The organism is Streptomyces sp. NPDC006314 (genome assembly GCF_040613075.1).
Lineage (GTDB): Bacteria > Actinomycetota > Actinomycetes > Streptomycetales > Streptomycetaceae > Streptomyces.
Genome location: NZ_JBEXRL010000011.1, coordinates 17,818 through 35,532, shown reverse-complemented (window position 1 = coordinate 35,532; position 17,715 = coordinate 17,818). Strand labels below are relative to the sequence as shown.

Annotated in this window: 13 protein-coding genes; 3 read left to right on the top strand and 10 right to left on the bottom strand. The window is 72.1% G+C overall.

Annotation, left to right across the window (positions count from 1 at the left end; all coding sequences use genetic code 11):
- Positions 1 to 76 precede the first annotated feature (76 nt).
- Positions 77 to 1,894: a gamma-glutamyltransferase gene (locus ABZ079_RS21235; RefSeq protein ID WP_356940982.1), complete on the bottom strand. Its 1,818-nt coding sequence runs from the start codon at positions 1,892 to 1,894 to the stop codon at positions 77 to 79.
- Between the two features lie 285 nt (positions 1,895 to 2,179).
- On the opposite strand from ABZ079_RS21235, the gene ABZ079_RS21230 reads away from it, so the two are divergent.
- A complete protein-coding gene (locus ABZ079_RS21230) occupies positions 2,180 to 2,848 on the top strand; it encodes a hypothetical protein (protein WP_356940981.1) in 669 nt (222 codons plus the stop codon).
- Positions 2,849 to 2,862: 14 nt separating this feature from the next.
- On the opposite strand, the gene ABZ079_RS21225 is transcribed toward ABZ079_RS21230, so the two are convergent.
- From ABZ079_RS21225 to ABZ079_RS21185, 9 genes are all read right to left on the bottom strand, one after another.
- On the bottom strand, positions 2,863 to 4,389 hold the full coding sequence (locus tag ABZ079_RS21225; protein ID WP_356940980.1) for an NCS1 family nucleobase:cation symporter-1: 1,527 nt from the start codon (positions 4,387 to 4,389) through the stop codon (positions 2,863 to 2,865).
- Positions 4,390 to 4,513: 124 nt separating this feature from the next.
- A complete protein-coding gene (locus tag ABZ079_RS21220; protein ID WP_356940979.1) occupies positions 4,514 to 5,533 on the bottom strand; it encodes a TIGR03842 family LLM class F420-dependent oxidoreductase in 1,020 nt (339 codons plus the stop codon).
- Positions 5,534 to 5,544: 11 nt separating this feature from the next.
- A complete protein-coding gene (gene hydA / locus ABZ079_RS21215; protein ID WP_356940978.1) occupies positions 5,545 to 6,948 on the bottom strand; it encodes a dihydropyrimidinase in 1,404 nt (467 codons plus the stop codon).
- A gap of 31 nt (positions 6,949 to 6,979) precedes the next feature.
- Positions 6,980 to 7,822, bottom strand: coding sequence for a nitrilase-related carbon-nitrogen hydrolase (locus ABZ079_RS21210; protein WP_356940977.1), 843 nt, complete (start codon positions 7,820 to 7,822; stop codon positions 6,980 to 6,982).
- Between the two features lie 155 nt (positions 7,823 to 7,977).
- A complete protein-coding gene (locus ABZ079_RS21205) occupies positions 7,978 to 9,549 on the bottom strand; it encodes a PucR family transcriptional regulator ligand-binding domain-containing protein (protein ID WP_356940976.1) in 1,572 nt (523 codons plus the stop codon).
- A 40-nt stretch (positions 9,550 to 9,589) separates the two neighbouring features.
- The gene (locus ABZ079_RS21200; RefSeq protein ID WP_356940975.1) at positions 9,590 to 10,873 is read right to left on the bottom strand and encodes an aspartate aminotransferase family protein; all 1,284 of its coding nucleotides are present in this window, start codon (positions 10,871 to 10,873) and stop codon (positions 9,590 to 9,592) included.
- A complete protein-coding gene (locus tag ABZ079_RS21195; protein WP_356940974.1) occupies positions 10,870 to 11,712 on the bottom strand; it encodes a nitrilase-related carbon-nitrogen hydrolase in 843 nt (280 codons plus the stop codon). The genes ABZ079_RS21200 and ABZ079_RS21195 overlap by 4 nt, the downstream gene beginning before the upstream one ends.
- 331 nt (positions 11,713 to 12,043) lie before the next feature.
- A complete protein-coding gene (locus ABZ079_RS21190) occupies positions 12,044 to 13,705 on the bottom strand; it encodes a hypothetical protein (protein WP_356940973.1) in 1,662 nt (553 codons plus the stop codon).
- Between the two features lie 150 nt (positions 13,706 to 13,855).
- Positions 13,856 to 14,107: a helix-turn-helix transcriptional regulator gene (locus ABZ079_RS21185; RefSeq protein ID WP_356940972.1), complete on the bottom strand. Its 252-nt coding sequence runs from the start codon at positions 14,105 to 14,107 to the stop codon at positions 13,856 to 13,858.
- 58 nt (positions 14,108 to 14,165) lie between these two features.
- Here ABZ079_RS21185 and map point away from each other — a divergent pair, with 58 nt between their 5' ends.
- Together map and ABZ079_RS21175 are read left to right on the top strand one after the other, a co-directional pair.
- A complete protein-coding gene (gene map, locus ABZ079_RS21180) occupies positions 14,166 to 14,942 on the top strand; it encodes a type I methionyl aminopeptidase (RefSeq protein WP_356940971.1) in 777 nt (258 codons plus the stop codon).
- Between the two features lie 203 nt (positions 14,943 to 15,145).
- Complete coding sequence (locus ABZ079_RS21175) at positions 15,146 to 17,686, top strand: ATP-dependent Clp protease ATP-binding subunit (RefSeq protein ID WP_356940970.1); 2,541 nt, start codon at positions 15,146 to 15,148, stop codon at positions 17,684 to 17,686.
- Positions 17,687 to 17,715 lie beyond the last annotated feature (29 nt).

Genomic DNA, 17,715 nt, shown 5'->3' with positions numbered 1-17,715 from the left:
CGCCCGGCCGGTGCACGCCGGGTGGAATCGGGGCCAAGGACAGGGATCGGACGGAGCCGTCGCCGGCCGGGGTGCGTCACCGGCCCACCGCGTACCCCTGCATCCCGCGCGGGTTCGCCGCCGCCGACAGGACGCCGGTCTCCGGGTCACGCGCGACGGCGCACAGGCGGCCCTCGGACCAGGCGGGTCCCACGGTGACGTCATGGTCGCGCCGCCGCAGCTCCTCGATCACCGCGGCCTCCATGCGGGACTCCACGGTCACGCTGCCCGGGCGGCGGCCGCGCGGGTAGAAGGAGCTGGGGAAACTGTCGTTGTGCCAGTTCGGGGCGTCGATGGCGCCCTGGAGGTCGAGGCCGCCGCGAACGGGGGCGCGCAGGGCGGCGGCGAGGAAGAAGTGCAGCTGCCACTGGTCCTGCTGGTCGCCGCCGGGCGTACCGAACGCCAGGACCGGCGCTCCGTCGCGCAGCGCGAGGGACGGGGTGAGGGTGGTGCGCGGGCGGCGGCCCGGAGTGAGGGTGTTGGGCAGGCCCTCCTCCAGCCACGTCATCTGCAGGCGCGTGCCGAGCGGGAAGCCCAGCTCGGGCACGACGGGGTTGGACTGGAGCCAGCCGCCGCTGGGCGTGGCCGCGATCATGTTGCCCCAGCGGTCGACTACGTCCAGGTGGCAGGTGTCGCCCCGGGTGATGCCGTCGACGGCCACGTGCGGCTCGCCGGGGATAGCGGCGACGGTCGGCTCGCCCGCACCCATGGGGTTGAAGACGGGCACGTCGCCGGGCTCCACGCACGCGTGCGCCTGGGCGGGCAGGTACGGGATGCGTCCGCCGGGGCTGCCGGGGCGCAGCTCGTACGAGGCCTTCGAGCCGACGAGGGCGCGCCGCCCGGCGTTGTAGTCGTCCGACAGCAGCTCGGCGAGCGGCACCTCGGCGGCGTCGCCGTACCAGGCCTCGCGGTCGGCCATGGCGAGCTTGCACCCCTCGATCAGCAGGTGGACGTAGTCGGCGGAGCCGTAGGCGGGCAGCTCGGGCGGGAGCAGGGCGAGTTGCTGGAGCAGGGCGGGACCCTGGCTCCAGGGGCCGGCCTTGCACATGGTCCAGCCGTTCCAGTCGTACGTCACCGGGGTCTCGTAGGCCGCCGACCAGCCGGCGAGGTCGGCCTCGGTGAGCGTGCCGGTGTTTTGTTCGCCGCTGGTGTCCAGGGTGGGCCGCCGGGACTGCCGTACCAGGGCCTCGGCGATGAAGCCGGAGCGCCATATCTCGCGCGCGGCGTCGATCCGGGCCTCCCGGTCGCCGGCCCGGGCGGTGTCGGCGAGCAGCCGCTTCCAGGTGGCGGCGAGGGCGGGGTTGCGCAGCAGCTCGCCGGGCCGGGGCGCCCTGCCGCCCGGCAGGTAGACCTCCGCCGACGACGTCCACTCCGTCTCGAACAGCTCCCGTACCGTCTCCACGGTGGCGCCGACGTTCTCCACGGGCGCGTGCCCGTGCTCGGCGTATCCGATGGCGTACTTCAGGACGTCGTCGAGGGACTTCGTGCCGTGGTCGCGCAGGAGCAGCAGCCAGGCGTCGAAGGCACCGGGCACGGCGGCCGCGAGCGGTCCGGTGCCGGGCACGAGATCCAGCCCGAGCCCCCGGTAGTGCGCGGCCGTGGCGCCCGCCGGGGCCACGCCCTGTCCGCACAGTACGCGTACCTCGCCGCCCGCGGGGGCCAGCAGGATCGGCACCTCGCCGGCGGGCCCGTTCAGGTGCGGCTCCACCACGTGGAGCACGAACGCCCCGGCGACCGCGGCGTCGAAGGCGTTGCCGCCGTGCTCCAGGACCGCCATCGCCGACTGCGAGGCGAGCCAGTGGGTGGAGGAGACCATGCCTAAGGTCCCCTGGAGGGTCGGCCGGGTGGTGAACAAGATCGCGCTCCTCGGCTCGGGTACGTCTCCCGGGTGATCGTACGGATGTGATCGCCGCCCGGGAACACCCCGGCCGCGCCCCACGATCCGAGGTGCCGTGGGGGCCGTGAGGGCCGTGGGCACACCCCATAAGGGACGGAACCGTACGTCGCGAACCGGCTGTCGTGATCGGCCGGGCACGCAGCGAGTTTCCACTTCCGCCCCACAGGCAGTCGTGTGACACTGTCGTCCCCGTCCACCCTGCGGACCCCTTTCCGCACCCCCCTCCCCCACGAGAAGTGCGCCGTGCGTTCCCTTCCTCTGCCGCTCGCCCTCACCGCGCGCCTGTCGCCGGTCGCGGTCCTCGCCTGCGCCGGCTGGGCGCTGACGTCCGGCCCGGCCGCGCCACCCGCCGCCGCGCACCGGCCGGCGGCGCAGGAGGTACCCGCCGAGTCCTCCTCCGCGCCGTCGTCCACCGCGGTGTCGAAGACGTACGCCACCGCTCCCGCCCCCTGCTCCAGCGTGCCCGTGGCCACCGTCAGGTCGCTGGTGCCCGGGGCGAAGACGGCGGGCAACGAGATCCCGTCGACGGACACCAAGCTGCGCCGCACCTGTTCCTGGAACGCGCTCAAGGGCTACGACTACCGCTGGCTCGACGTGTCCTTCGAGATCGGTGAGTCGGACCAGGAGGCGAAGCAGGAGTACCAGCAGCGGGTCGGCGAGAAGAGCGGTGGCGGGGCCGTTCCGGGGCTCGGGGACTCCGCCTACTCCGTCGTGAACCTCACCACGGAGGACAAGCAGCAGACCCGCGAGGGCGTGGTGCTGGTCCGGGTCTCCAACGCCCTGGTGATCGTCACCTACAACGGCAGCGACTTCGAGACGAAGAAGGCCCCGGACACGGACGAGATCAACAAGGGAGCCATCAGGGCGGCGAAGGCCGCGGTCGGCGCGCTGGGGGGCGGGCAGTCCGGCTGACCGCCCCAAGTCGCTCACACCGTGACACTTTTGTGGCCGGTGAGCAGGGTGAGGGCCAGGTACAGCACCAGGGAGGTGCCGAGGCCCACCGCCCAGCCGTAGTCGGCCAGCGAGGACAGGGCGCGGATGGGGCGGCCGTCGATGAGCGGCTTGAAGCTGGCGCCGCCGATCGCGAGGACACCGCCCGCCAGGAAGGCGACGACCGCCCGCCAGTTCCAGCCGCCCGCGTACCAGTAGCGGCCGCCCGTGCGGTACAGGTCGGCGAGGTCGAGGCGGGTGCGGCGCAGGAGCCAGTAGTCGGCGACGAGGATGCCCGCGACCGTGCCGAGCAGGCCGCCGACCAGGCCGAGCCACGTGAAGATGTAGCCCTGCGGGTCGGAGTACAGCTTCCAGGGGGAAATCAGCACGGCGAGCACGGCGGTGATCAGGGCGCCGGTGCGGAAACTCACCCTTCTGGGGGCGACGTTGGAGAAGTCGAAGGCCGGGGAGACCAGGTTGGCCGCGATGTTCACGGACAGGGTGGCCACCAGCACGGTGACCAGGGCGTAGAGCAGCCCCACCACGTTGTCCGTCTTGGCGGCGAGTTGCACCGGGTCCCAGACCGGCTTGCCGTACACCGCCTGCGAACCGGACGTGACGAGCACGGAGAGGAACGCGAAGAGGGTCATCGTGGTGGGCAGGCCCAGGGCCTGCCCCCAGGTCTGCGCCTTCTGGCTCCTGCCGTAGCGGGTGAAGTCGGGGATGTTCAGCGACAGCGTGGACCAGAAGCCGATCATGCCCATGAGGGAGGGCCAGAACAGCTTCCAGAAGTCACCGCCCCAGCCGAGTGCGGACGGCTGGTCGAAGAGCGGGCCCACGCCGCCGGCCTTGCTGCTCATCCACCACAGCATCACCAGCGCGCCGACGATCACGAAGGGCGCCGCCCAGTTCTCGAAGCGGCGGATGGTCTCCATGCCCCGGTAGATGATCGCGACCTGGATGACCCAGAAGACCGCGAAGGACAGCCACCTGGTCCAGGCGTAGCCGCCGATGTGCGAGGCGTCGGACCAGCTGTCGCCGATCAGCTTGCCGGCGAGGAAGTAGATGGCCTCGCCGCCGATCCAGGTCTGGATGCCGAACCAGCCGCAGGCGACCAACGCCCGGACGACGGCGGGCAGGTTGGCGCCGCGCACACCGAAGGAGGCGCGGGCGAACACCGGGAAGGGGATGCCGTACTTGGGTCCGGCGTGCCCGGTCAGCAACATCGGCACCAGCACGATCAGGTTGGCGAGGGCGATGGTGAACACGGCCTGCTTCCAGTCCATGCCCACCGCGATCAGCCCGGAGGCCAGGGTCCAGGAAGCGGTGTTGTGGGCCATGCCGACCCACAGGGCCGAGAAGTTGTACGTCGTCCACGTGCGCCCCGCCACGGGGACCGGGACCAGGTCCTCGTTGGCGTAGGGGCCGCTGGGCGGTGGCGTGCCGGGGGCGAGTTCCACGCGCCCGTCGGGGAGGGTGACTTGGCCGGACGGTGGTATGGCCGTGGGAGCGGTGTCGGTCATGAGCTGGCCAATCGGGGAGAGGCGGGTCGGGAAAGGCCGTGCGCGGCCACCAGCCCCCTCCCCCTGGGACGGCGGGGAGGGGAGACCAAGAGGGGCGTGGGGGACTCGGACTCGGAGAACGGCGTCAGGAGTTGACCGCGGGGATGATCCGGCGGCCGTAGGCGTCGATCGTGGCCTCCTGTGCGTCGTGCATGTCGTACACCGCGAACTGGTCGACGCCCAGCGCGCGGAGCGCGTTCAGTTTCTCGATGTGCTTCTCGGCGGGTCCGATGACGCAGAACCGGTCCACGATCTCGTCGGGCACGAATTCGGTGTCCGGGTTGCCGCTGCGTCCGTGGTGGGCGTAGTCGTAGCCCTGCCGCGCCCTGATGTAGTCGGTGAGTTCCTCGGGGACCTGGGCGGAGTGCTCGCCGTACTTGGTGACGAGGTCGGCGACGTGATTGCCCACCATGCCGCCGAACCAGCGGCACTGCTCGCGGGCGTGGGCGAGGGCCTGGGGCGAGTCGTCCTCGGTGACGTACGCGGGGGCGGCCACGCAGACGGTCACCTCGGACGGGTCGCGGCCCGCGGCGACCGCCGCGTCCTTGACGGCCTTCACCATGTACTCGGTCAGGTACAGGTCGGACAGCTGGAGGATGAACCCGTCGGCCTCCTCGCCGGCCATCTTCAGGGCCTTGGGGCCGTACGCGGCCATCCAGACGGGGAGTTCGGCACCCTCCTTGATCCAGGGGAACCGGATCTTCGTGCCGCCGAGGTCGGCCTCCTCGCCGCGGCCGAGGGCGCGGATGACCTTCATGGCCTCGCTGATCCGGGCGAGGGTGTTGGGTTTGCGGCCCGCGACGCGCATCGCGGAGTCGCCGCGGCCGATGCCGCAGACGGTGCGGTTGCCGAACATGTCGTTGAGGGTGGCGAAGGTGGAGGCGGTGACCTCCCAGGTGCGGGTGCCCGGGTTGGTGACCATCGTGCCGACCGTCAGTTTCCGTGTGTTCGCCAGGATCTGGCTGTAGATCACGAACGGCTCCTGCCACAGCACGGCGGAGTCGAAGGTCCAGCCGTAGCGGAAGCCGTTGCGCTCGGCCCGCTTCATCAGGCTGATGACCCGGGAGGCGGGCGGGTCGGTCTGCAGGACGAGTCCGAAGTCCATGGGCACCACTCCTAGGTGAGGTACTGGCAGGTGGAGCGCGGGGTGTAGACGCCGTGGCCGGCGCGCCCGGTGTACTCCCGCCGGTCGATGACGGGTTCGCCGCGCGAGAGGACGGTCTCGACCCGGCCGGTGACGCGCTTGCCCTCGTAGGCCGAGTAGTCGACGTTCATGTGGTGCGTCTCGGCGGACATCACCTGCTCGGCGTGCGGGTCGTAGATGACGACGTCCGCGTCGGCGCCCGGCGCGATGGTGCCCTTCTTCGGGTACAGGCCGAACATCCGGGCCGGGGTGGCGCAGGCGATCTCGATCCAGCGGCGGCGGGAGATGTGTCCGTCGACGACGGCCTGGTGGAGCAGGTCCATACGGTTCTCCACGCCCGGCAGGCCGTTGGGGATCTTGGAGAAGTCGCTGCGGCCCAGCTCCTTCTGGCCGACGAAGCAGAAGGGGCAGTGGTCGGTGGAGACCACCTGCAGGTCGTTGGTGCGCAGGCCCCGCCACAGCCTGGCCTGGTGCTCCTTCGGCCGCAGGGGCGTGCTGCACACGTACTTGGCGCCCTCGAAGCCGGGCTCGGCGAGGTTGTCGGTGGACAGGAACAGGTACTGCGGGCAGGTCTCGCCGAAGACGTTCAACCCCTCGTCGCGGGCCCGCGCCAGCTCGGCCACCGCCTCCATGGCCGAGACGTGCACGACGTACAGGGGGGCGCCGGCGACCTGGGCGAGCCGGATGGCGCGGTGGGTGGCCTCGGCCTCCAGCAGGGCCCTGCGGACCTCGCCGTGATAGCGGGGGTCCGTCTCGCCGCGGGCCAGCGCCTGCTCGACCAGGACGTCGATCGCGATCCCGTTCTCGGCGTGCATCATGATCAGACCGCCGTTCTCGGCGGAGCGCTGCATGGCGCGCAGGATCTGGCCGTCGTCGGAGTAGAAAACTCCTGGATAGGCCATGAACTGCTTGAACGACGTGATGCCTTCTTCGACCAGGAGGTCCATTTCCTTCAGCGTCTCCTGGTTCACGTCGGAGACGATCATGTGGAAGGCGTAGTCGATCGCGCAGTTGCCCTCGGCCTTGGCGTGCCAGGCGTCCACGCCCTCGCGCAGGGTGTGGCCGACGCTCTGCACCGCGAAGTCGACGATCGTCGTCGTACCGCCCCAGGCGGCCGCGCGGGTGCCGGTCTCGAAGGTGTCGGAGGCGGAGGTGCCGCCGAACGGCAGCTCCATATGGGTGTGGGCGTCGACGCCGCCCGGGATGACGTACTTCCCGGTGGCGTCGATGACCCGCTCGGCACCGAACGCCTCGGCGGCGGGGGTGCCGGAGGCGGCGAGGGCGGCGATGCGGCCGTCCTCGATCAGCACGTCGGCGTGCATCTCGTCGGACGCGGTGACGACGAGACCACCGCGGATGACGGTACGGCTGCTCATGGTCCCTCTCCTTCCAGGGTGGACGGTGCGCTCAGGGCGCGGTCAGCGGGGTGTACGCGCCCGGCGCCCGGTCGCGGTAGAACTGCCAGCGGTCGCGGACCGCACGGAGTTTCGCCAGGTCCAGGTCGCGGACGACGAGTTCGGTCTCCTTGTCGCTCGCGACCTCGCCGACGAACTGGGCCTCCGGGTCCACGAAGTAGGTGGTGCCGTAGAAGTCGTTGTCGCCCAGGTCCTCCACGCCGACCCGGTTGATCGCGCCGACGAAGTACTCGTTGGCGACGGCCGCCGCCGGCTGCTCCAGCTGCCACAGGTAGCGGGACAGGCCACGCGAGGTGGCCGACGGGTTGAAGACGATCTCGGCACCGGCGAGGCCCAACGCCCGCCAGCCTTCGGGGAAGTGACGGTCGTAGCAGATGTAGACGCCGATCCTGCCCACGGCCGTGTCGAAGACGGGCCAGCCGCTGTTGCCCGGGCGGAAGTAGAACTTCTCCGAGAATCCCTCCACTTGGGGAATGTGGGTCTTGCGGTACCTGCCGAGGTAGGAGCCGTCCGCGTCGATCACGGCTGCGGTGTTGTACAGGACGCCCGGCTGTTCCTCCTCGTACATCGGCAGGACGAGGACGATGCCCAGCTCCCGGGCGAGGGACTGGAAGCGCTGGACGGTCGGGCCCTCGGGAATCCGCTCGGCGTACTCGTAGAAGGCCTTGTCCTGCACCTGGCAGAAGTAGGGGCCGTAGAACAGCTCCTGGAAGCAGAGGACTTGGGCGCCCTGTGCGGCGGCGTCGCGGGCCGCCTGCTCGTGGACCTGGATCATGGATTCCTTGTCGCCGGTCCAGGCGGTCTGGAAGAGGGCGGCACGGATCACTCGGCTCATCGGGACCTCCGGTAGCTCGGTGTGCCGTGAGCCTAGAAAGCCCGGACGATCCCTTTGAGTGGCAGCGTGTCACGTCTGCGGGCCGTGGGCGTGCCACCGTGTCACGTGTGTGTGGGCCCATGTTTCACCGCCGTATTCCCAGGTCGTCGCATGTTTCACCCCTGCTGCGCGTCATGCGCGAGGAGCGCGATGTGCACGGAGGCCGCCTGTTCGAAGTCGTCCAGGTCGACACCGAGGCGGGCCTGTATGGCCTCCAGGCGGCGGTAGAGGGCGGGCCGGGAGACATGGTGGAGCTGGGCGGTGCGGGACTTGTTGCGGCCGGTCGCGAGGTACGTGCGCAGGACGTTCAGCAACTCCGGTTCGGACTCGCACAGCAGCCCGTCCAGCTCTCGCTCGGCGAAGGACTGCACCTGCGGGTCGTCGCGCAGCAGCCGGATCAGCCCGCGCAGGTGGACGTCCTTGAGGCGGACGACGGCCGGCAGGTCGAGGACGGCGTCGGCGACGGCGTCGGCGACATGCCGGGCCTCGCGCAACCCGGCCGGCACGTCGTCCCAGGCGGTGCGCGGATCGGCCGCGGCGACCACCGTGGCCGGCGCCCCGGTCTCGGTGCGCAGCCGGGCCGCGAAGTGCGCGGTCAGCGCCTCGGCGTGCTGGTCGCGGGGGAGGCTGAGCAGGACGGCGGTGACCCCGCCGGCCAGCTCCGCGACCAGCCCGGGCAGCCCCAGCAGCCGCAGGACCCGGTCGAGCCGGGCCGGATCCTTGCCGGGTACGACCAGCGGGACGAAGGTCCGCCGGTTGACCGGCAACCCGGCCGCCCGCGCCCGCGGCAGCAGGTGCCGGGCCGGTACGGCACCGGAGACCAGGTCGGTCAGCAGGCTCTGCGCGGACTGCTCCTCCCAGGTGTGCGCGGAGCCGCCGCCGAGCATGCGGTGCAGGACCAGCGCCTCGGCGGCCCGGTCGGCGAGGAGCCGTCCGGTGGCCGTGTCGCCCCGGTAGCCGCACAGCAGCAGCCGGCCCCACCGCTCGCCGCGCCCGCCCAGCTCGGCGTGGATCCAGCCGTCGCCCGCGCCGCCACCGGCCTGCCGGGCGATGCGCTCCCAGTCGCGCAGTACATCGTCCACCGCGGACCGCTCCCCCGCGGTGGCGAGGACGCGGTGGGCGAGGTTGGTGACGACGACCGGGCAGCCGCTGTGCTGGGCGACCTCGTCCAGCAGGCGTTGCAGCGGGGCACCTGCCGTGATCAGCCCGGTGAGGGCGGTCCGTACCGTCTCCGACAGGCTGACGGCTGCGAACTTCCGCCGCACCAGGCGGCATTGCACTTCCTCCGTCAACTCGGCGAAGGGGAGGGGCCGGTGCAGGACCACCATGGGCAGCCCGCACCGCTCGGCGGCCCGCCGCATCACCTCGGGCGGCGCTGGGAAGGCCCGCCCGAGGCCGAGCACGACGGCCGCGGCCTCGGAGCGATGCAGGGACTGGATGTACTCGGCCTGCTTGGCCTCGTCCCCGGCGAGGAGCACCCCGGTGGTGAGCACCATCTCGCCGCCGCTGAGCATCACGCCGACGTCGGCGGCCTCGGCGACGTGCACCCAGCGCACCGGCCGGTCCAGCTGTCCGGCCCCGGCCACCACCTCGGGCTCCCCCGCGAGCACCCGCTCCAGGGTGAGCACCTGCCGGACGGAGAAAGCGGGTTCGAGCGGCTGCCACGTGGCGGTCGAGATGGCGGTCATGGCCGTGTCCCTTGCTCGGGTGGTGCTGGCTGGGGTGGTGTCAGTACGAACTCCTCAGTGCGTGCTCGAGGATGGCCGCGCCCTCCTCGGCCTCCGCGACGGTGAGCGACAGCGGGGGTGCGATGCGCAGGGCACTGGTGTTGTGGCCGCCGCCCTTGCCGATGAGCAGTCCGCCCTCGCGAGCCGCCTCCAGCACGGCGGCGGCCGCCCGCGGATCGGCCTCGTCCGTCCCCGGTTTCACCAGCTCGATGCCGATCATCAGCCCGCGCCCGCGTACTTCGCGTACGCCGGGCAGCTGGGCGGCGACGGCCCGCAGCCGCTCGATGAGCAGCCCGCCGACCCGGCGGGCGTTGCCCTGGAGGTCGTGTTCAATGAGGTAGTTGAGGTTGGCGAGGCCCGCGGCCATGGTGATCTGCGTGCCGCCGAAGGTCGAAATACTGTTGGCGTCCAGACAGTTCATGATCTCCCCGCGGGCGACGACCCCGCCGATGGACATGCCGTTGCCGATGCCCTTGGCGAACGTGACGAGGTCCGGCGGGCCGCTGCGGGCGTGTGCCTGCCAGCCCCAGAAGTGCTCGCCGGTGCGGCCCCAGCCGGTCTGCACCTCGTCGGCGATCCACAGGACGCCGTGCTCCTTGAGGACCTCGCGGAAGGCTGCGTAGAGACCGTCGGGCGGGGAGGTGAACCCGCCGACACCCTGGACGGGTTCGGCGATCAGCGCGGCGGGCGGCCGGGTGTGGCCGAGGATGTCCTTCAGGTCGGCGACACAGGCGTCGATGAACGCGCGGTCGTCGAGTCCCGCGTACGGGCCCCGGGTACGGACGGCGCCGTGGACGTACAGGGTCTGCAGCGGGGACAGCGAGGTCGGGGACCAGCCGCGGTTGCCCGTGATGCCGACCGTGCTGAAGGAGCGCCCGTGGTAACTGTTGCGCATGGCCAGGACGGTGTTGCTGCGCCGGTGGGTGGTGGCCAGCAGCAGGGCGGTGTCGTTGGCCTCGGTGCCGGAGGTGGTGAAGAACACCCGGGGGTCCGGGATACCGCTCAACTGGGCGATGCGTTCCGCGAGTTCGACCATCGGCCGGTTGAGGTAGAGGGTCGAGGAGTGGATGATCCGGCCGGCCTGCTCGCTCACCGCCTTGGTCACCTCGGGCAGCGCGTGGGCGGTCATGGTGGTCAGGATGCCGCCGAAGAAGTCGAGGTACCTGTTTCCGGCGGAGTCCCAGACGTGCCGTCCCTCGCCGTGGGTGATCTCGAGCGGGTCGTCGTAGTAGAGGGCGAGCCAGTCGGGCAGGACGCCCCGGTGGCGGGAGTAGAGGTCGTTCACGGCTGTACCAGCCCTTCGTAGGCGTCGGGGCGGCGGTCGCGGTAGAAGGCCCACTGCTGCCGCACTGCCTCGACGAGGTCGAAGTCGAGGTCGCGGACGAGGAGCTCTTCGCTCGTGTCGCTCGCCACCTCGCCGACGAACTGCCCGCGCGGGTCGACGAAGTAGCTCGTGCCGTAGAAGTCGTTGTCGCCGTACTCCTCCTGCCCCACCCGGTTGATGGCGGCGATGAAGTATTCGTTGGCGACGGCCGCGGCGGGCTGCTCCAACTGCCAGAGATGGGCGGACAGGCCGCGGTGCGTGGCGGAGGGGTTGTAGACCAGCTGGGCTCCCTTCAACCCCAGTTGCCGCCAGCCCTCCGGGAAGTGCCGGTCGTAGCAGATGTAGACGCCGACCTTGCCGACGGCGGTGTCGAAGACGGGCCAGCCCAGGTTGCCGGGCTTGAAGTAGTACTTCTCCCAGAAGCCCTTCACCTGGGGGATGTGATGCTTGCGGTACTTGCCGAGGTAGGTCCCGTCGGCGTCGATCACGGCGGCGGTGTTGTAGTAGAAACCGGACTGTTCGACCTCGAAGACCGGGACGACGATGACCATGCCGGTCTCGCGCGCGAGCTCCCGCATCCGTCGGACGGTCGGACCGTCGGGCACCGGTTCGGCCCAGCGGTAGTGCTCCGGTTCCTGCACCTGACAGAAGTAGGGGGCGTTGAAGACTTCCTGGAACCCGATGATCTTCGCGCCCCGGCGGGCCGCCTCGCGGGCGTGCTCCTCGTGTTTCGCCACCATGGACTCGGTGTCGCCGGTCCAGGTGGCCTGGACCAGAGCGGCGCGGACGACGTTGGCCATGAGCTGCTCCTTCGACACGACGTAAGAGCCTCTACGCCCGTAGAGCAGGTCGTAGAGGGACGAAAGTAAGCCTCCGGGCGGCCCTTGCCAAGACCATCGTCGCCAACCCGCGGAGTCGATCACGTTTCACACTCCTGCGGGTGAGCGGAAGACCGGTCACGGGGGCGGATCCGGGCACATCGGGACGAGATCACGGAGGGGCGGCCGCGGTAGGTGAGCCCTGCATCACAGAGCGCTTACGGCCCGCCTCGGGGGCCGGTCGCGCGGTGTCCCGGCCCCTGAACCGGCGGTCGCGGAGGACGGGGCACGGAATCGGTGGCATCAATCGTGGTCACGTCGCGTGCCCGGCGACCCGCAGGGCGTGTACGAGGTCCCAGTACCGTTCGTCGGAGACGGTGTGCGCGGCCTCCAGCAGCAGGGGTACGAGGCGGCCCGGGTCGGCGGCGACGCTGCGGGCGGCCTCCTCCGGGGTGCGGACGGACACGTAGGCGTCCAGCAGCGCCCGCGCCTCGCGCCGGCGGCCCTCGTCGTCCAGGCTCAGCACGGCGGCGCCGATCTGCTCCGCCGGGCGCGCCACGCCCTGCCGCAGCATCTGCTGCCCGTCAGCGCCCCGCCCCGCCGCGGCGAGCGCGTCGGCGGCGGCGACCAGCCGCTCGGCCGGCAGCGAGGCGGCCTCCCACAGCAGCGTGACCCAGTCGGCACCGAGCCCGGCCCGGTGCAGGGCGTTCGCGAGCAGCGGGAAGCGGGCGGGGGGCCACCACGTGGCCTCCACCAGCAGCGCGTGCGCTTCTCCGCTGCGCCCGTCGGCCCGCAGCCGCGCCAGCCGCGCCACGGCCCCGTCGACCGCCTCGCCCACCCCGTCGTCCACCGCCTCGACGGGGGCCGGCACGACTTCGGCCGACGACGCGGCCCCGGCGAACCGGGCTCCACGCGGCGTGCGACGCCCACCGGCGGGCTCGGGCGCCCGCGAGACGGCCACGGGAGCGGTCTCGTCCTCGGCCATCCCGGCGAACCTGGCACTGCCACGACGGCGTTTGCGGGGTTTGGCGGGAGCGGGAGGCGGGGCGTCAGAGCGTGCGAGGGAGGCGGCACCGTAGGGCACCTGGGCGGCCGGGGCGGATGGCCCGGCGGGATCGAGGGCGGCTGCAGCGGCAGGCGGGGCGGACGGTCCAGCCAGGGCCGATGCGCGGTAGGACACCTGGGCGGCCGGGACCTCTCGGGCGGGCTGCACCGGTTGATGGGCTGGTGCGGCCGGGGCGGGTTGCGCCGCTTGGTAGGCGTGCGCGGAGCGCCCCGGCTGTGCGGCCTGGGCAGCATCCGCCGCTCGATGAACCGGGCCGGCTTGGTGCGCGTGCGCGGAGTGCCCCGGCTGTGCGGCCTGGGCAGGGTCTGCGCCTTGGTGGGCCGGGTTGGCCTGGCACGCCTGCGCGGCGGAGTCCGGCCGGCCGGTGGGGGCTTCCGGGGCGCCGAGCCGGCCGTCCCTCGCACGGCGGTCCAACTCCGCCATCCGGGCTTGGATTTCGGCGCAGCGGGCGGTGGCGCGCTCGTGGTCGTCGTGGGCCCAGGTGAGGTCGAGGCGGAGGGACTCGGCCTCTTCGCGAGAGCCCGGCGCCGCCAGCAGGCGGGTCAGTTCGGCCTGCCGTTCGGCGGCGTACCGCTGCTCGCGGAGCATGACGTCGAGGCGGTCGACCAGGGCGTCCCGGGCGCCGGGACGTGCGTCGTACGCCGTGATCGCGGCGACGTGCAGCGCGCCGGCCCGTCGCCGTTCGGTCGCCGCGGCGGCGGGGCCGTACGCCGCGCCGAGGTCCTGAAGCAGCGCCTCCACCACGTCCCACGGCGGCACCTCGCGCCCGTCCAGGCATGCCCGCATGCCCTCGGGGTCGCGCTGCCAGAAGACCCCGCACCAGCCCCCGCCCGGGTCGAGGCGCGCCATGAGGCTTTCCAGGTAGCTCACGAACTCCCGTACCCGACCGGGGACTTGATCCACCGCCATCGCCCAGCTCCCGCCCACCCGCCAGCACTCCGGTCGGTAGGCAACACCAGTTGTGTTACGACCCTGCTACGCACAGTTTTCCGGCAGCGTGCGGACGGCTCATTGCCGGATCCCGACCGTTGCGCGCGCCGTGACCCCCGTACCGGCGTCTCAGGCGGCCACCAGCGCGCACCGCGCGACGAGTTCGTCCATCGACAGGCCGAGCACCGCGGCCAGCGCGGCCACCGTGAAGAACGCCGGAGTCGGCGCCCGCCCCGTCTCGATCTTGCGCAGCGTCTCGGCCGAGACGCCGGCCTCGGCGGCGACCTCGGCCATGCTCCGGCCACCGCGCGCCTCACGCAGAAGCCGCCCGAGCCGTTCACCGCGTTCGCGTTCGGCGGGGGTGAGAGGGGTGCGCACCATGCGGCCCATTCTAATACCGGCCCTCACCCCCCATTTAAATACCGGTATAGTAATTGGCATGGTGGAGTTGAAGACGGACACATCGATCGACGCGATGCACGCGGCGGGCCGGGTCGTCGGGCAAGCCCTGACGGCCGTACGGGAGGCCGCGCGCGTCGGCGTCTCCCTGCTGGAGCTGGACGAGGTGGCGCGGGAGGTGCTGCGCGCGGCCGGGGCGTCCTCGCCGTTCCTCGGCTACCGCCCCTCCTTCGCCCCGACCCCCTTCCCGGCGGTGATCTGCGCCTCGGTCAACGACGCGATCGTGCACGGAATCCCGACCGGCCATCGGCTCCGTGACGGCGATCTGGTCTCCATCGACTGCGGCGCCGAACTGGACGGCTGGGTCGGCGACTCGGCGATCAGCTTCGTGGTGGGCCGCCCGCGCCCGGCGGACCTCCGGCTGATCGACGCCGCCGAGCGCGCGCTGGCGGCGGGCGTCGAGGCGGCCCGGGCCGGCCACCGCATCGGCGATATCGCGCACGCGATCGGCCGGGTGTGCCGTACGGCCGGCTACGGCATCCCGCACGGCTTCGGCGGCCACGGCGTCGGCCGCCGTATGCACGAGGACCCCGAGGTTCCGAACGAGGGCCGCCCGGGCCGCGGCCTCCCGCTCCGCCCCGGCATGGTCATCGCCATCGAGCCCATGGTGATCGCGAGCGGCACGGACGCCTACCTCACGGCGGGCGACGGCTGGACCCTGCGTACGGCTGACGGCTCCCGAGCGGCCCACGTCGAGCACACCGTGGCGATCACGGATGCGGGTCCCAGGATCCTCACGGCACGCGTGCCGACCTGAAGGGGCGCGGGGCCGTGTCGGCATGCGGCTCCGCCGCGGTGGGCGCGACCAGCCACGACGCGACCCGCGCCCGCCCACCGGACAGGCGCCCCCACCCCGGTGGGCGGACATGCCCGCCCCAACGGATCGTGTCATCGTGGGGCATGAACAGCCCCACCAGGGTTACCCGGCGGAGCCAGTCGTCAGCGAAGGAAAGCAACGCCATGACCAACGGCTACCCTCCTGACCCCTTCGGTGAATTCATGGCCCGCTTTTTCGGCGGTGTCCCGAGCGGAGCGCACGGCGCCCGCCACATCGACATCGGCCGTCTGCTCAGCCAGCCGGCCCGGGAGCTGGTCAGAGGGGCCGCCCAGTACGCCGCCGAGCACGGCAGCCGGGATCTGGACACCCAGCACCTGCTGCGCGCGGCGCTGGCCACCGAGCCCACCCGCAGTCTGCTGAGCCGGGCGGGCGCCGACCCGGACTCGCTCGCGACGGAGATCGACGGCCGGGCCGGCCCGGTCCGGCATCCGCCGGGCGAGGTGCCGCCGCCGACCTCGCTGTCGCTGACCCCGGCCGTCAAGCGGGCCCTGCTGGACGCGCACGACATGGCGCGGGCGAGCGGCGCCGGGTACATCGGTCCGGAGCACGTGCTGAGCGCGCTGGCCTCGAACCCGGACTCCGCGGCCGGTCACATCCTGAACGCGGCCCGCTTCTCGGCGGGCTCACTGCCGCCCGAGGCCCCGGAGAGCACGCAGGCCCGCCCGGAGCGGCCGCGGCCGACCTCCACGCCCACCCTGGACAAGTACGGCCGCGATCTGACCGAGCTGGCCCGGCAGGGCCGGGTCGACCCGGTCATCGGCCGGGACACGGAGATCGAGCAGACCATCGAGGTGCTGTCGCGGCGCGGCAAGAACAACCCGGTGCTCATCGGTGACGCGGGCGTCGGCAAGACGGCCATCGTGGAGGGGCTCGCGCAGCTGATCGCCGACGGGGACGTGCCGGACGGGCTGGCCGGGCGGCGGGTGGTCGCCCTGGACCTGACCGGGGTCGTGGCCGGCACCCGGTACCGGGGCGACTTCGAGGAGCGCCTGAACAACATCGTGGAGGAGATCCGCGCCCAGTCCGACCGGCTGATCGTGTTCATCGACGAGCTGCACACCGTCGTGGGCGCGGGTTCCGGCGGCGAGGGCGGCGCGATGGACGCCGGCAACATCCTCAAGCCCGCGCTCGCGCGGGGCGAGCTGCACATCGTGGGCGCGACCACGCTGGAGGAGTTCCGCCGGATCGAGAAGGACGCGGCGCTGGCCCGCCGGTTCCAGCCGGTCCTGGTGCCCGAGCCGACCGTCGAGGACACGATCGAGATCCTGCGGGGTCTGCGCGACCGGTACGAGGCGCACCACCAGATCCGCTACACCGACGAGGCACTGGTCGCCGCCGTGGAGCTGTCGGACCGGTACCTCACCGACCGCCGGCTGCCGGACAAGGCGATCGACCTGATCGACCAGGCGGGCGCGCGGGTCCGGCTCGGTGCCCGGACGAAGGGCACGGACGTGCGCGCGATGGAGCGCGAGGTCGAGCAGCTGGTCCGGGACAAGGATCAGGCGGTCGCCGACGAGGACTACGAGCAGGCGAAACAGCTGCGCGACCGGATCGGCGAGTTGAAGCAGCGGATCGTCGAGGCGGGCGGTGACGGGAAGGCCGACGAGGGGCTGGACCTGGAGGTGACCGCGGAGGCCATCGCCGAGGTGGTGTCCCGGCGGACCGGCATTCCGGTCAGCCGGCTGACCCAGGAGGAGAAGGAGCGGCTGCTCGGCCTGGAGGAGCACCTGCACCAGCGGGTCGTCGGCCAGGAGGAGGCGGTCGCCGTCGTCGCCGAGGCCGTACTGCGTTCCCGCGCGGGGCTGTCGAGCCCCAGCCGGCCGATCGGCAGTTTCCTCTTCCTCGGCCCGACGGGCGTCGGCAAGACGGAACTGGCCCGGGCGCTCGCCGAGGCCCTGTTCGGCAGCGAGGACCGCATGGTCCGCCTGGACATGAGCGAGTACCAGGAGCGGCACACGGTCTCCCGGCTGGTCGGCGCCCCACCCGGGTACGTCGGCCACGAGGAGGCCGGGCAGCTCACCGAGGTGGTGCGCAGGCACCCGTACTCGCTGCTGCTGCTGGACGAAGTGGAGAAGGCGCACCCCGACGTCTTCAACATCCTGCTCCAGGTCCTCGACGACGGCCGCCTGACCGACTCCCAGGGCCGGACCGTGGACTTCACCAACACGGTCATCGTGATGACCAGCAACCTCGGTTCCGAGGCGATCACCCGGCGCGGTGCCGGGATCGGGTTCGGGCCGGGCGGCACGGAGGCCGACGAGGAGGCGCGGCGCGAACAGATCCTGCGGCCGCTGCGCGAGCACTTCCGGCCGGAGTTCCTCAACCGCATCGACGAGATCGTGGTCTTCCGCCAGCTGACGAGCGAGCAACTGCGGCAGATCACCGACCTGTTGCTGGAGGGCACCCGGCGGCTGCTGGACGGGCAGGGCGTCCGGGTCGAGTTCACGGCCGCAGCCGTGGACTGGCTCGCCGAGCGCGGCTACCAGCCGGAGTACGGCGCCCGGCCACTGCGCCGCACCATCCAGCGGGAGGTGGACAACCGGCTGTCCCGGCTGCTGTTGAACGGCACGATCTCCGAAGGCAGCCGGGTCACGGTGGACGTGCGGGACGGGCGGCTGGACTTCCGCACGGGGGAAGCCGGGCCGCCCGCACCGGAGCTGTGACCCGGCTGCCCACACTGCGGTGACCGGGT

Excerpts from the sequence above, each read along its gene's own strand:
- ABZ079_RS21210 (WP_356940977.1), bottom strand. The coding sequence starts at position 7,822 with ATGAGCCGAGTGATCCGTGCCGCCCTCTTCCAGACCGCCTGGACCGGC.
- ABZ079_RS21195 (WP_356940974.1), bottom strand. The coding sequence starts at position 11,712 with ATGGCCAACGTCGTCCGCGCCGCTCTGGTCCAGGCCACCTGGACCGGC.
- hydA (WP_356940978.1), bottom strand. The coding sequence starts at position 6,948 with ATGAGCAGCCGTACCGTCATCCGCGGTGGTCTCGTCGTCACCGCGTCC.
- map (WP_356940971.1), top strand. The coding sequence starts at position 14,166 with ATGGTGGAGTTGAAGACGGACACATCGATCGACGCGATGCACGCGGCG.
- ABZ079_RS21220 (WP_356940979.1), bottom strand. The coding sequence starts at position 5,533 with ATGGACTTCGGACTCGTCCTGCAGACCGACCCGCCCGCCTCCCGGGTC.
- ABZ079_RS21205 (WP_356940976.1), bottom strand. The coding sequence starts at position 9,549 with ATGACCGCCATCTCGACCGCCACGTGGCAGCCGCTCGAACCCGCTTTC.
- ABZ079_RS21185 (WP_356940972.1), bottom strand. The coding sequence starts at position 14,107 with ATGGTGCGCACCCCTCTCACCCCCGCCGAACGCGAACGCGGTGAACGG.
- ABZ079_RS21190 (WP_356940973.1), bottom strand. The coding sequence starts at position 13,705 with ATGGCGGTGGATCAAGTCCCCGGTCGGGTACGGGAGTTCGTGAGCTAC.
- ABZ079_RS21225 (WP_356940980.1), bottom strand. The coding sequence starts at position 4,389 with ATGACCGACACCGCTCCCACGGCCATACCACCGTCCGGCCAAGTCACC.
- ABZ079_RS21175 (WP_356940970.1), top strand. The coding sequence starts at position 15,146 with ATGACCAACGGCTACCCTCCTGACCCCTTCGGTGAATTCATGGCCCGC.